This is a genomic window from [Zimmermannella] alba NBRC 15616, assembly GCF_001570905.1.
GTDB classification, from domain to species: domain Bacteria; phylum Actinomycetota; class Actinomycetes; order Actinomycetales; family Microbacteriaceae; genus Pseudoclavibacter; species Pseudoclavibacter albus.
The window spans coordinates 20,828-34,553 of sequence record NZ_BCSO01000001.1 but is presented as its reverse complement, the minus strand read 5'-3'; the positions used below and the strand labels follow the sequence as shown (position 1 = coordinate 34,553).

Annotated in this window: 12 protein-coding genes; 5 read left to right on the top strand and 7 right to left on the bottom strand. The window is 65.4% G+C overall.

What is annotated here, in order from left to right:
• Positions 1 to 58 precede the first annotated feature (58 nt).
• Both ZAL01S_RS00160 and hisS read right to left on the bottom strand, forming a co-directional pair.
• Positions 59 to 652, bottom strand: coding sequence for a sugar O-acetyltransferase (locus tag ZAL01S_RS00160; protein ID WP_066078015.1), 594 nt, complete (start codon positions 650 to 652; stop codon positions 59 to 61).
• 11 nt (positions 653 to 663) lie between these two features.
• Complete coding sequence (gene hisS, locus ZAL01S_RS00155; RefSeq protein ID WP_066078010.1) at positions 664 to 2,004, bottom strand: histidine--tRNA ligase; 1,341 nt, start codon at positions 2,002 to 2,004, stop codon at positions 664 to 666.
• A 136-nt stretch (positions 2,005 to 2,140) separates the two neighbouring features.
• Between hisS and ZAL01S_RS00150 the strand changes: the two genes are divergently transcribed.
• On the top strand, positions 2,141 to 2,965 hold the full coding sequence (locus tag ZAL01S_RS00150; protein ID WP_066078008.1) for a lysoplasmalogenase family protein: 825 nt from the start codon (positions 2,141 to 2,143) through the stop codon (positions 2,963 to 2,965).
• Here ZAL01S_RS00150 and ZAL01S_RS00145 read toward each other — a convergent pair.
• Positions 2,962 to 3,630: a MazG nucleotide pyrophosphohydrolase domain-containing protein gene (locus tag ZAL01S_RS00145; protein ID WP_066078004.1), complete on the bottom strand. Its 669-nt coding sequence runs from the start codon at positions 3,628 to 3,630 to the stop codon at positions 2,962 to 2,964. The genes ZAL01S_RS00150 and ZAL01S_RS00145 overlap by 4 nt on opposite strands.
• Positions 3,631 to 3,907: 277 nt before the next feature.
• Here ZAL01S_RS00145 and ZAL01S_RS00140 point away from each other — a divergent pair, with 277 nt between their 5' ends.
• Together ZAL01S_RS00140 and ZAL01S_RS00135 are read left to right on the top strand one after the other, a co-directional pair.
• Positions 3,908 to 4,984 carry a 2,3-butanediol dehydrogenase gene (locus tag ZAL01S_RS00140; protein WP_066078001.1) on the top strand — a complete coding sequence of 359 codons (1,077 nt, stop codon included), beginning with the start codon at positions 3,908 to 3,910 and terminating at the stop codon, positions 4,982 to 4,984.
• A 138-nt stretch (positions 4,985 to 5,122) separates the two neighbouring features.
• Entirely contained in the window at positions 5,123 to 5,743 is a 621-nt protein-coding gene (locus ZAL01S_RS00135; protein WP_066077998.1) for a hypothetical protein, read from the top strand.
• Positions 5,744 to 5,844: 101 nt separating this feature from the next.
• On the opposite strand, the gene mfd is transcribed toward ZAL01S_RS00135, so the two are convergent.
• The 4 genes from mfd to ZAL01S_RS00115 all read right to left on the bottom strand — a co-directional run bounded on the left by mfd (position 5,845) and on the right by ZAL01S_RS00115 (position 11,335).
• Positions 5,845 to 9,414 carry a transcription-repair coupling factor gene (gene mfd / locus ZAL01S_RS00130; RefSeq protein ID WP_066077993.1) on the bottom strand — a complete coding sequence of 1,190 codons (3,570 nt, stop codon included), beginning with the start codon at positions 9,412 to 9,414 and terminating at the stop codon, positions 5,845 to 5,847.
• Between the two features lie 108 nt (positions 9,415 to 9,522).
• Entirely contained in the window at positions 9,523 to 9,960 is a 438-nt protein-coding gene (gene dtd, locus ZAL01S_RS00125; protein WP_066077990.1) for a D-aminoacyl-tRNA deacylase, read from the bottom strand.
• A gap of 39 nt (positions 9,961 to 9,999) precedes the next feature.
• Positions 10,000 to 10,590, bottom strand: coding sequence for an aminoacyl-tRNA hydrolase (gene pth / locus ZAL01S_RS00120; protein WP_370664260.1), 591 nt, complete (start codon positions 10,588 to 10,590; stop codon positions 10,000 to 10,002).
• 112 nt (positions 10,591 to 10,702) lie between these two features.
• Positions 10,703 to 11,335 carry a 50S ribosomal protein L25/general stress protein Ctc gene (locus ZAL01S_RS00115; RefSeq protein WP_066077985.1) on the bottom strand — a complete coding sequence of 211 codons (633 nt, stop codon included), beginning with the start codon at positions 11,333 to 11,335 and terminating at the stop codon, positions 10,703 to 10,705.
• A 206-nt stretch (positions 11,336 to 11,541) separates the two neighbouring features.
• On the opposite strand from ZAL01S_RS00115, the gene ZAL01S_RS00110 reads away from it, so the two are divergent.
• Together ZAL01S_RS00110 and ZAL01S_RS00105 are read left to right on the top strand one after the other, a co-directional pair.
• Entirely contained in the window at positions 11,542 to 12,135 is a 594-nt protein-coding gene (locus ZAL01S_RS00110; RefSeq protein WP_083522919.1) for a type II toxin-antitoxin system PemK/MazF family toxin, read from the top strand.
• Between the two features lie 169 nt (positions 12,136 to 12,304).
• Positions 12,305 to 13,726: an APC family permease gene (locus ZAL01S_RS00105; RefSeq protein WP_280464601.1), complete on the top strand. Its 1,422-nt coding sequence runs from the start codon at positions 12,305 to 12,307 to the stop codon at positions 13,724 to 13,726.

The following is a 13,726-nucleotide window of genomic DNA, read 5'->3' as shown; positions in this document are numbered from 1 at the left end:
CGTCCGATCCTAGCGAGACGTGTGAACAACAGCTGCACGCGGCATCCAAACCCGCTCGTTAGCGGAGTGCTCGGATGACCCGTGCTGGGTTCCCGACGGCGAGGGAGAACGGCGGGATGTCCCGCGTGACGACGGCACCCGCGCCGATGACGCTGCGCCGACCGATCGTGACGCCAGGGCACACGATGACACCGCCGCCGAGCCAGCATCCGTCTTCGATCGTGATGGGTTCGCCCGATTCCCAGCCGGCGATCCGACGCTCCGAGTCGAGGGGATGCCTGGGGGCAAGCAACTGGATGTTGGGCCCCATCTGCACGTCGTCCCCGATCGTAATGGGGACGACGTCCAGTGCGGTGAGACCGAAGTTGATGAACGTCCGCGAACCGATGGTGAGGTTCGTGCCGTAGTCGATCTGGATGGGTGCGCGCACGGTGGTGTTTTCGCCGATACCACCGAGCAGCTCCCGCAGAATCGATTCACCAGCCTCCGGGTCGCTTGCCCAGACACGGTTGAAGCGATCGGCAAGCTCCATCGCGCGGCGGTTTCGCCGCACGATTTCAGGGTGATCGGCGATGTACTCCTCACCTACGAGGAAGCGTTCAAGCATGTCGGGCGCGTTGTCATGCACCGGCTGTGCCTCCTCGTGGCTCATGGTGAATCGGTTTAGTTCCCCGAGAGCGGCACGAGCTCGAGCGTTTCAGGCTGCTCGAGCTGTTCCTCGCGCACGTGGGCGACGTGCGTGTAGCCCTGCTCGGCGAGCTGCGTGAGCAGTGTCTTCGGGTTCTTCGGACGCTTTTCGATGCGGACGCGGCGGCCGGGCTCGAGGAAGCGCGCCTTGAGTGCAGCGAGCTGTGCGGGGTCGCAGCGTTTGTCGGCGAGGAGGACGAGGTCGCGCCGCTCCCCCGAGCCGCCGTCGAGCGCATCCAGGTCGACGAGGTCCACGATGCGTTCAAAGCCGATCGAGAAGCCTGCGGCGGGGACGTCCTGACCGAGGAAGCGACCGATCATGCCGTCGTAGCGGCCGCCGCCGCCGACCGAGGAGCCGGATTCCGGGTGCGCAGCCTCAACGATCGTGCCCGTGTAGTAGCCCATCCCACGCACAAGCGTCGGGTCGAAGACAAGCGGCAGCTTCGCATCAGCAGCCTGGACCCCGTTCGCGATGTACAGGAGGCTGTCGACGGCTTCGAGGACACCCTCGTGCTCACCGAGGGCACCGGGCAGGAGCGCGAGCATTGCATCCCGTTCAAGGGCGACACCGGCAGCGACGGCGGGCGCCCACGCGGCAAGCGCGTCGGCGAGCTGGTCGATGGCCGGACCGTGGCCCGCGAGGCGCTCATCAGCACGAAGGCCCGAAATCACGCCATCCGCGCCAATCTTGTCGAGCTTGTCGACCTCGATAAGGATGGCGCCAAAGAACTCGGCCGGGAATCCGGCCGCTTCGAGCACACCGGTGAGAATGCGGCGGTCGTTGAGACGGAAGGTGCAGGCCTCAAGCCCGAGACGCACGAGTGCCGCTGCACCTGCCGTAAGGAGCTCGATCTCGGCGAGCGGCCCCGGCTCGCCGGAAATGTCAACGTCGCACTGCACGAACTGGCGGTAGCGGCCCTTCTGCGGACGCTCAGCACGCCACACGGGACCGATCTGCAGGGAGCGGAAGACGGTCGGCAGGCTCCCGCGGTTGCTCGCGATAAATCGTGCAAGCGGCACCGTGAGGTCAAAACGCAGGCCGAGGTCGCTCAGCTCGAGCGGGTCGCCGTGCTCCGCAGCCTGCGTGAGCGCATCCTGGTCGAGGCCGCGGCGCATGATCGCGTACGAGAGCTTCTCGTTGTCGCCGCCCATCCCGGAGTGCAGTCGCGCCTGTTCTTCCACGACCGGGGTCTCGATCTCGTCGAAACCATGTTCGGCGTACACCTCGCGAATCATGGCGAGGATGCGCTCGCGGCGTCGCTTGTCGGCGGGCAGGAAGTCGCGCATGCCGCGCGGAGAACTGATCTGAGTGGCCACGTCCCTATTGTTTCAGGTTGTGGCGAGCCGCGAGTAAGGGCTGCGCCGCGGGCCGGGCCTGTGCTCCACGCCGCGGCCCAACTGCTGCATCCCGTGATGGATTCATGGGTGCCAAGAAATCGGCTTGAATAGAGGTATGAGGATCGCCAAGCTCATCGAGGAACGGCTCGCACCGTTCGCGCTGGCTGGCGTTGTCCTCGTGTGCGTCCTGCACGTCGTGGCCCTCGTACTCGGTTGGCAACCCCTGCGCCAAACCTCACAGTCGCTGTTCATTCCCGTCCTGCTCGTGTGGGCGCTGGCACCGAGGCACCAGGGTGCGCGGAACAAGATTGCGCCGATGCAACGCCTGAGCATGACGGTCGCGCTCGCATTGTGTTGGGCGGCCGACGTCCTCCCCACCGGGATGGCCAGCGACGCGCAGTTTTTCACGCGCGCGGTGTGCTTCTTTGGCTCGAATGTCGCCTGGGTGCTCACGCTCTGGCCGCACCGCGATCGCAGTCGCTTTGTGACGAACCGCGTGCTCATGCTGCCTTATGTCGCTGCGGGGGCGATCGTGATGAGCGCGTGCCTGCCGGGTACGGAATCGCTCGCGGGCCTGCTGCCGCTGTACGTCGTCGTAGTCGTGTTCATGGCGATCCTGTCGACGGGGCTTGGCTGGCCTGGAACGCTGGGAGGCCTGAGCTCACTCGTCGCGAATGCGATGCTCGGGATGTCGATGTTTGTGCTTGCCTTCGACCCAGGCGACACCGTTCGGGCACTCATCGTGATGCCCACCTACATGCTCGGTCAGACGCTGCTCGTGTATGGCCTTCGCCGAGCGGGCGAGGTGGACGACACGGATGACCCGGCTCCGCACTGTTCGCCAAGCGCTGGTGAGGTGCCTGGTGCTGATGACGGCATCTCGCGCCGACTGCCTCCCCTGCCGGGGCCAGAGGTGCTCGGCCGTTCACAAATGCACTAAGAGGTGGCGCGACTCGCCTCGTCGGCACGAACTCGATCTTCGAGGCGCGCGGTGGCGGCGCGGAGGGCACGGTCGGGGCTCAGTCCCTTCGTGCGGGCATCGGCGACGAGAGCGAGCAGGAGTTCGCCGAGCGCTGCTTCGGTGTCGGGTGCGGGTTGCGCGGCGTCCGGCACGGTGATGTCGAGCTCAGCGGCGCGGCCGATCACCTTCGTAGCACGAGCGAGCGAATCCCAGTTCTTCGGGATCCCGTCGAGGACGCTGGTGCGGTGGGCCTTCTCGTGCGCCTTCGCTGCTTCCCAGAGCGCGATGATCTCGTCAATGTCGCGCGTAGGATTCGGCCCGAACACGTGCGGGTTGCGGCGCTCGAGCTTGTCGCGCTGCTCGCGGGCAACGTCCTCGAGGTCAAAGCGTTCACCCTCGCTCGCTGCGTGGTTCGCGACATCCGCGTGAAAGAGCACCTGGAAGAGCACATCGCCGAGTTCCTCGCGCCGATCCGCGGCGGTGCCTTCCTCGATCGCGTCGACGAGCTCCGCGCTTTCTTCGAGGAGGTACTTCACGAGCGAGCGGTGATCTTGCGCCTCGTACCAGGCGCAACCGCCTTCGCCCCGAAATCGGGCCACCGTCTCCACGAGACGAATCAGTTCCGGATACTCGCGCTCTCCCATGCCCCCATTCTCTCGTCCCGCGCCTCCACGCTCCCCTCGCTCGCGCGCTCGCACCTCCCGCTGGCCCCTCCGCTCAGGTCGCAGTTTCGACCTCAGGTATCGATACCTAGGGTCGTAACTGCGACCTGAGCAATCGGTACAGGGATGCTCGGGCACCTCGACGAGGTGCTTGCGCCGCGAAACGACGGGCGAAACGGGCACGATCCTCACAAGTTGGCGGCCTACGGTGGAGGTGGCCCGTCGAGATCGGTCTCGGCGGCCGGAAGGGATCGACGCAATGCGTGCGGCGCGGTATTACGGAAACGGCGATATTCGAATCGAAGAGATTGAGGAGCCGACAGTCGGCCCCGGTCAGGTGGGCGTGGATGTCGCGTGGTGCGGCATCTGTGGCACCGACCTCCACGAGTTCAAGGACGGCCCGATCTTCTGCCCGAAGCCCGGTCACCCGCACCCCATCTCCGGCGAGGACGCACCGATCACCCTCGGTCACGAGTTCTCGGGCGTGGTGAGCTCGCTCGGTGAGGGCGTGACCGACCTCGAGATCGGTCAGCACGTGGTCGTGGAGCCCTACATCATCCGCGAGGGCGTTAACACCGGCCCCGACAGCCGGGACTACCACCTCTCCCCCGACATGAACTTCATCGGCCTTGCCGGTCGAGGTGGCGGCCTTGGCGAGAAGATCGCCGTGGCGCGTCGCTGGGTGCACCCGATTTCCAACGACGTCCCGCTCGACCAGGCCGCGCTCATCGAGCCGCTCTCGGTCGGCTACCACGCCGTTGAACGCTCGGGCGCGAAGGCTGGCGACGTTGCGATCGTTGGTGGCGCAGGCCCGATCGGCCTCCTCACTGCTGCAGTCCTCAAGGCGCAGGGTGCAACCGTGGTCATCTCGGAGCTCTCGCCGCTTCGTCGTCAGAAGGCGCTCGACACGAAGGTTGCCGACCACGCTTTCGACCCGCGCGAAGTGGATGTCGTGGAAGAAGTGAAGAAGCTCACCGACGGCCGAGGCGCCGACGTCGCTTTCGAGTGCACGAGTGTGCAGCCCGCCATGGACACGCTCGTTGAGGCACTGCGTCCGCAGGGTGTCCTCGTCATCGTGTCGATCTGGGGCCAGCGCGGTTCCTTCGACATGCAGCAGATTGTCCTCAAGGAGCTCGACGTCCGCGGCACGATCGCCTACGTCAACTCGCACCCGGGCACGATCAAGCTCGTCGAGGAGGGCAAGATCAACCTCGCACCGTTCATCACGGGCAAGATCGGCCTTGACGGCCTCATCTCGGAGGGCTTCGACACGCTCATCAACCGCAACGAGACCGCGGTGAAGATCCTCGTCTCACCGTCGGGCAAGGGCCTGTAGAGCCTCCGCCCCGTTTCACTCCGCTCAGGTCGCAGTTTCGACCTCAGGTATCGATACCTAGGGTCGTAACTGCGACCTGAGCGCGTTGTTGGGGCGCGTTGGCACGGGGTTCGGGATGTGGGCACGTAGATTCGGGGCGTGCGTGAGACAAGCCGTGGACGGAAGCTGCCATCCAAGCAAAGGGGTGGCCGTCAAGCCTCTGCCGGGGCCGGGTCGCAGGAGTTCACGCACGATGCGAAGCGTCTGCGAGTCTTCATTGCCGCTGCCATCCTGAGCTCGATCATGCTCACCGTCTACGTCATCTGGGGCTGCATCCTCATCGACGCGCACGGCGCCGAAACTGCCCGAACAGGCCAGGGCACGAACGGGCCGATCGCCGGGATGCTCGTCGTCTTCGTCCTCCCGATCGTGCACGGCATCGTCCACGGACTCGTCGTCGCAGCACTCGCGATCATGCCCGGGATCTCGTGGCGTGCGCTCGGGAAGGGCCTCTCGATCGCGCTGCTCGGGCCAGCCCTTGTCACCGCCCTCGTCGCGATTGTGGGGTCCTGGTTCTCGGTGTACCTCGAGGCGCCCGGCGAGCTGAATGGTCAGCCCGTGTGGCCGGCCATGTGGTCGGTGCTGCTCGGCGAGTTCATCGGTGCGGTGCTCGTCGGTGTCCCCGGCATCCTCATCCGCCTCAACGCCAAGAACGGCACGAGTGTCCTCCCCGTCGAGGCCGACGAGACCGACCTCGACGAGCTCTTCAACTCCCGATAGCGCCACATCTCGTGCGTTCACTCCCGGTCCCTTCACTCAGGTCGCAGTTTCGACCTGAGGTATCGCCACCTAGGGTCGAAACTGCGACCTGAGCGCCGTGATCAAGACGCGGCGGGCTCGGGGGTGTCCTCGTCGGTGACGTCGAAGATGGCGCGGAAGATGCCGCGCACCCACTCGATGAGTTCGGCGTCCGTGACCGTCTCGCCGAGGCGCGAGCCGGGCAGCGGAAAGGTGAGCGAATTGCTCGCCTCCACCAGCTTCGCCTCCGGATACATACGGCGCAGGCGCATCTGCTTTGAATCCGGAAGCTCCACCGGCGACATCCGCAACGCCTTCCCCACCACGATCACCTCATGGAGGCCAGCGCGCGCCGCGAGGCGCCGAATCCGCGACACCGCAAACAGCTGCTCCACCTCAGCGGGCGGCGTACCGTAGCGGTCGCCAAGCTCCTCATGCACGAGCTCGATCTGGCCCGGCCGCGCCTGGGGCGAGGATGCGCTCGAGAGCTTCTGGTACGCCTCAAGACGCAAGCGCTCCGAGGCGATGTAGTCCTCGGGGATGCGGGCATCCAGCGGCAGTTCAAGGCGCAGCTCGCGTGGCCCGTCGTGCTCCTCGCCGCGGAAGGTGTTCACGGCCTCGCCGATCATGCGCAGGTAGAGATCGAAACCCACCCCGGCAATGTGGCCGGACTGTTCGCCGCCCAAGAGGTTGCCGGCGCCGCGAATCTCGAGGTCCTTTAACGCAACCTGCATGCCGGAACCAAGCTCATTGTTCGCCGCGATCGTCTCGAGACGGTCAGTCGCGGTCTCGGTGAGGGGGCGCGATCCGTCGTAGAGGAAGTACGCGTAGCCGCGCTCGCGGCCACGACCCACGCGCCCACGCAGCTGGTGCAGCTGCGAGAGTCCGTAGCGTTCCGCGTCGTCGATGATGAGCGTGTTCGCGTTCGGGATGTCAAGGCCTGTCTCCACGATCGTCGTCGACACGAGCACATCGAACTTCCGCTCCCAGAAGTCGACGATGACCTGCTCGAGGCGCGCCTCCGAAAGTTTGCCGTGCGCGACGGCAATGCGAGCTTCCGGCACGAGCTCCGCGATCTCGCCCGCAATGCGGTTGATCGAGGACACCCGGTTGTGGACGTAGAAGACCTGACCTTCGCGCAGCAGCTCGCGACGGATCGCGGCGGTGAGCTGCCGATCGGACTTCGGGCCTACATAGGTAAGGATCGGCTGGCGGTCCTCCGGTGGGGTCGCGAGGGTCGACATTTCGCGGATGCCGGTGACCGCCATCTCGAGCGTGCGCGGGATGGGCGTCGCGCTCATGGCGAGGATGTCGACGTTCGTCTTGAGCTTCTTCAGCGCATCCTTGTGCTCGACGCCGAATCGCTGCTCTTCGTCAATGATGACGAGGCCGACGTCCTTGAAGGTGATGCCGTCGGTGAGCAGCCGGTGCGTGCCGATGACGATGTCGACCGAACCGTCCGCGAGGCCGCGCTTGGTTTCCTCCGCTTCCTTCGCGGTCTGGAAGCGTGAGAGTCCGCGGATCGTGACCGGGAACCCGGCCATGCGCTCAGTGAACGTCTCGAGGTGCTGCCGCACGAGGAGCGTCGTCGGCACGAGCATGACGACCTGCTTCGCGTCCTGCACCGCCTTGAACGCGGCGCGAACAGCAACCTCGGTCTTTCCGAAGCCGACATCGCCGGAGAGGAGGCGGTCCATGGGGATGGGCCGCTCCATGTCGCGCTTGATTTCCTCGATCGTCTGCAGCTGGTCGGCCGTCTCAACGAAGGGGAACGCTTCTTCAAGTTCGCGCTGCCACGGCGTATCGGGGCTGAATGCGAAGCCCTTCGAAGCCATGCGCGCCGAGTAGAGCTTCACGAGTTCGACCGCAATGTCGCGGACGGCCTTGCGTGCCTTACCCTTCGCAGCCGCCCAGTCCTGGCCGCCCATCTTTGAGAGCGCGGGGGATTCGCCGCCGATGTATCGGGTGAGCTGGTCGAGCTGGTCCGTCGGGACGAAGAGTCTGTCGCCCGGGTGGCCGCGCTTCGAGGGCGCGTATTCGATGACGAGGTACTCACGGGTCGTGCGCTGCTTCGTGCGGGCGTTCGTGATGATCTGCCGCTGCGCGAGTTCGAGGAAGCGGCCGATGCCGTGGGTTTCGTGGACGACGTAGTCGCCAGCCTTGAGCTGGAGCGGGTCGACGACCGTGCCGGGACGCTTGCGGGCCAGCTTCTTTGGCTGCTGCTGGTCGAGGCTTGCGGCGCGGCCGTAGAAGTCGGATTCGGTGAGGACGGCGAGCTTCGTCTCCTCGAGCTCGAAGCCGTTGCCAAGGTCGGACTGCACGAGGTACGCGACGCCCGCCTCGAGTTCACCCGGCAGCATCGCGACGGGACGGGCCGCCTGGCTCTGCTCAGACAAGAGCTGTGCGGCACGCTCGACGAGGCCCTGCCCGCGGCTAGCGATGACGACGTTCCATCCGGCGCCGAGTCGGGCCGCGACGTGTGCGAGGGCACCCTCGGCGTTTCCGGAGAAGCTCGGCACGGCTTCTCCGGGCAGCTCGTGCGCAAGGTCTTCATCGTCCTGGTGAAGCGGGGACAGCGTCCACCACGAGCGCTCCCCCGCCCGGGCATGCAGCTCGTTCACGGTGAGAAAGTCGCCTGCTCCCAGGTCGATGGGTGCTTCCGCGCCGGCAGTTGCGGCGCTCCATGCTGCGGCGAGGAACTCCTTGTTCGTCTCGGCGAGTTGCGCCGCGCGCGTGGCGACGCGCTCGGGCGAGATGACGGCGATCGCGGCGTCCTCGGGCAGGTAGTGCGTGAGGTCGGTGAGTTCACCGACGAGGGCAGGCGCGAGCGACTCCATCCCTTCCACCGGGATGCCTTCAGCGACCTTTTCGAGGATCTGCGCGAGGTTCGGGAACTCGGGCGCCATCTCGCGGGCACGCTGGCGGACGCCCTCATCGAGGAGGAGCTCACGGCTCGGGGCGATGCGCACCGTCTCGAGTTCCTGGTCGAGCGAGCGCTGATTGGACACGGCGAAGGGGCGGATCTCGTCCACTTCGTCGCCGAAGAAGTCGACGCGGATGGCGTGGTCGCTCTCAGGTGGGAAGACGTCGAGGATGCCGCCGCGCACCGCGAATTCACCGCGGCGCGTGACCATGTCGGCGCGCGTGTAGGCGAGTTCGATGAGCTGGCGGGCAAGCGCCTCGAGGTCGTGGCCGCGAGATCCGCGCTCGAGCGTGATGGTGCGAGGCGAGTCAAGGCCGGGCAGCAGCGGCTGGAGTGCGGCGCGAACACTCGCGAGGAAGATGAAGGGATGCTTGCGCTCGCTGCGCTGCCACTCCGCAAGTTCACGCATCGCGACGATGCGGCGGCCCGTGGTTTCTGCTGAGGGGCTCAGGCGCTCGTGCGGGAGCGTCTCCCAGGCCGGGAACTCGACAATCGTGGCGTCAGGGAGGTAGGCGGCGAGGTCGTTGCGCAGCTGTTCGGCTTCTCGACTCGTCGCGGTGATGGCGGCGAGGCAGCGCGCCTCAGCTGGCCGTTCAGCGAGGAGTCCGGCGATGAGCGGCCCGCGCATGCCGTCGATGAGCGTCAAGTCGGCGCTTCGCTCGGCGCTCGAGAGCGCATCCGAGAAGCGTTCAGAGCCACGAAGAACGGAGACAAGCGCCTGAATACTCACCCCGAGAGTCTACGCAGACCACGCGTGTGACCAGATTTGGGAATATAGCGCCCATCCCGCCTGTGGGAGCGGATAGCAGCTATATTCCCAAATTTGGTCAGTCCGGAGCTAGGCGAGTTCGGAAGAATCCAGCAGCACCGTGAACGGCCCATCGTTCACGGAACGCACCCGCATCATCGCCCCGAACTGGCCGGTCTCAACATGCAGCCCCTCAGCGCGCAGCAACTCGACGAGCGTCTCGACGAGCGGTTCGGAGTGCTCGCGAGGGCTCGCCTTCGACCAGGACGGACGCCGTCCCTTCCGGGCATCCCCATAGAGCGTGAACTGGCTCACGACGAGGATGGGCGCACCAGCATCCGTCGCAGAAACTTCGCCGTCGAGGATCCGAAGCCCGGAAATCTTGCGTGCGATCTTCGCGGCTTCTTTCGCGTCGTCATCGTGGGTGACGCCAATGAGCGCCATGAGGCCGGGCTCGGGAAGGCGACCGACGACCTCGCCTTCAACAACGACTTCTGCTTCGGTGCAACGGGTCACTACTGCGCGCATGCCCCAAGGCTAGGCGAGCAGGGCCTGCAAGCGGGCCATCTACGCGCGGGCGTGCACCGTGTTCTGCGCTGCGGTGAGGCCGTCCCGGACGATGAGTTCGACCGCATCGGCAGCTTCTGAGATGAGCATCGGGAGGGTTTCCCGTTCCTGCTTCGAGAAGGTGCCGAGCACGAAGTCGGCCGGGTCCTGCCGTCCCGGGGGCCGCCCGATCCCGACGCGAACCCGCAGATAGTCGGGGGTACCGAGGGCCTTTGCTGTGTCACGCAGGCCGTTGTGGCCGCCGTGGCCGCCGCCCTGCTTGAGCTTGATCGTATCGAAGTCGATGTCGAGTTCGTCGTGGATGACGATGATGCGCTCGACCGGGAGGTCGTAGTAGGCGCGCAACTGCGCGATCGGCCCGCCGGAGGTGTTCATGTAGGTGTTCGGCTTGGCGAGGACGAGCTTCGGTGCGCCAGGTGCGATGCGCCCTTCGGCGGTGCGGGCGTTCGCCTTCGTGTGACGCTTGAATGAGGCACCGATGCGGCGGGCAAGTTCATCGGTCACCATTTGGCCGATGTTGTGGCGGGTGGCTTCATACCGCTCACCCGGGTTCCCGAGACCCGCTACAAGCCACGTGTCGTTCACTGTCATCCTCCCGCGTCTTCGCATGCCCACGCTACCGGCTGTGGGCCCTGCACACGACGAAGGCGCCCAAGCGGATGCCTGGACGCCTTCGTGAGGTGGTGTCGTGAGTGACGCGGGACTACTCGGCGGCCTCGGTCTTGGACTCAGCAGCCTCAACGGACTCCTCAGCCTGAGCTTCCTGGACCGACTCGTCACCGAGGTCCTGCTTCTGCGGGGCCTGGATGGTGACAACGATGATCTCAGTCTCCTCGTCGACGAGCTTGACGCCCTTGGGGAGCTTCACGTCGGTGGCGTGGATGACGGCGCCCTCTTCGAGGCCCTCGACCGAAACGGTGATGGCGTCCGGGATGTGCATGGCTTCAGCCGAGACGAGGATGGTGGTCGCGTCCTGCATGGCCTGCATGCCCGAGAAGGGCTCGCCCTCGAGCTGGACCGGAACTTCAACCTCAACGCGCTCGCCACGCTTGATGATGACGAGGTCGACGTGCTCGATGACCTGGCGCACCGGGTCGCGCTGGACGTCCTTCACGAGTGCGAGGGCGTTCTCGCCGCCTTCGACCTCGAGCTCAACGATGGCGTTCGACTGGCGAACGAGAAGCATGGTCTCGTGGCCCGGGAGGGTGAGGTGGCGGGGCTCCGTGCCGTGGCCGTAGAGGACGGCGGGGATCATGTGCTTGGCACGGATCTTGCGGGCTGCGCCCTTACCGAATTCGGTGCGTTCGGTGGCGGCAAGCTTCTGGGTGTCGGACATTGGTGTCTCCTTCTCAACTCGAACTGATCGCGTGGAGGAGAACGGAGATGGTTCGCCGAACCCTGTTTACCGCGTCGATCACGGGCACACGGTGTGCCCCTCGCCGAAGTTCAGCTGCCCACTCTACCTGCTTGTTGTCCGGAGCAACAGCGCGTGTCCTGTGCCAGCTCAAGCTGTTCACGGCGCGGATCGCTAGTGTCATCGCCATGTCGTTTTGGTCCCGCCTCGCCCGCGCCGTTGCTCCGTCCCTCATCAAGGAGGTCACGAAGCAGCTCAACAACCGCGCATCTGGCAGCCAGCGGAACGACTCCCCCGCACGCCCCCACCAGAGTTCGACACCGCGCAAGAACTCGGCACCCCGCGGACGGGACACAGCTCCGCAGCCATCGCCTGTCGCGGGCTATCCGGGCGATTTCCGCGGCATCCCAGACATGGTGTACCAGCCGAACCGCGACGGGCAGCCCGATCCCGGCGAAGTGGTGTGGACCTGGGTTCCTTTTGAAGAGGATTACTCGCAGGGCAAGGACCGCCCCGTGCTCCTAATTGGCCACGATGGCGAGTGGCTTCTGGGCCTTCCCCTCACGAGCAAGGACCACGACCGGGATGCTGCACAGGAGGCTCGCGCAGGTCGCCAGTGGCTCGACGTCGGTTCGGGGCCGTGGGATCGCCAGGGCCGCCCGAGCGAAGTGCGAGTGAACCGCATCTTGCGCGTGGACCCGAACGGCGTTCGCCGCGAGGGCGCGCAGTTCGATCGCGCCATGTTTGAGCGCGTGGCCGAGGCCGTGCGCCAGGCGAACTAGCAGGGTCGAACGCACCCTCAGGGGTGACACATTTGTTACAGATTGCACCTCATGTAACATTTGTTTCACTCGGGTCGATGGCCGCCCCGAGCGCTCCTGAGGAGGATCGATGGCAAAGGCGCCAACATCACTCGCTACAGCACCACAATCTTCGGCTGCCGCTGAGCAGCTGACACGCTCCCCCGCAGTCCGACCGCAACGATCCCTACACACCTGGGAAGTCGCAGCCGTATCGCTCGGTTTCATGGCTCCCGTGATGGCGATGTCACTCAATGGCATCGGCATTGCTGGCCTCGTCGGTTCTGCAGTTCCTTTCACCTTCGCGCTCTCGTTCTTCGGGACACTCCTCGTCGCGTACAGCTTCGTGAAGCTCACCCGACGCATCGACCACGCAGGCTCCGTCTATGCCCTCGCAGGTTCCACGCTCGGCCCGCGAGCGGGATTCTTCGGCGGTTTTGCACTGCTCGGCACGTACGTCTTTCTTGCCGCATGCATCGCCGGCGCATGTGCCATCTTCTTCGATGCCATGGCGGCTGAGCTCGGATGGCAGCTCGCCGAGTGGGCACCGATTGCCGTCATGACGGTCGTCTTGGCAGGCGCGCTTACCCTCACCATCCACGAATCGAAGATCACCGCGCGAGCACTGCTCATCGTCGGGTTCATCGGCATCGCCGCAATGCTCGTACTCGCGGTCGTCATCATCGCCCGAGTCGCGAGCGGCGATGCTCCGGTCAGCACCGGACTCGATGTCACGCCCCTCTTGCCCGGCGACAACAGCCCAGCACTACTCATGACAGCCTCAGTCTTCGGTTTCCTCTCCTGGGCAGGCTTCGAGTCGGGTACCTCCCTCAGCGAGGAGACGAACGAGCCCAAGCGCGTCGTCCCGCGCGCGCTCCTGCTCGCCGTTGTCATCGGCGGCCTCGTCTACACCTTCGTCATGTACGCGCAGACCATCGGCTACGGCACGGATGAGGCTGGCGTCGCTGCGTTCGCTGGAGCGTCCTCGACCCTCACCGAACTCGCGACGACGTACATCGGCGGCTGGTACTCCGTGCTCCTGTCGGTGATCGCCTTCGGTGTTGCCTTCGCAGCGCTTCTGAGCTCCATCACTGCCGCATCCCGTCTGCTCTTTGCACTCGCTCGCGATGGTTTTGGCCACCGCAAGCTCAGCGAGCAGCACCCGCACACTGGTGTCCCGATTCCGAGCGTGCTCACCTCGGTGGCCATCACGTTGGTGCTTGCCGTTGGACTCGCCCTCGCGGGCGCCTCGAGCGTGGATGTCTACTACTGGTACGCCACGATCGGCACGCTCTGCATGGTTGTTGCTTACGCCATGTCAGCAGTTGGCGTCATCAAGTACACGCGTTCACCGAAGTCCGGAATAGGTAAGCACGAATTGATTTTGCCAATTGGCGCGATCGCATATCTCGTCATTGTGTATGTCGTGCAGATTACGGATCAGGTTGAGCCGTACACCTATTTCCCGTGGATTTCGGGAGCCTGGTGCCTACTTGGTTTCCTCATCATCATGTTCCGCCCGAAGCTTGCCGAACAGGTCGGTAATCGCCTCACCGCAGAGGATTTGGACTAA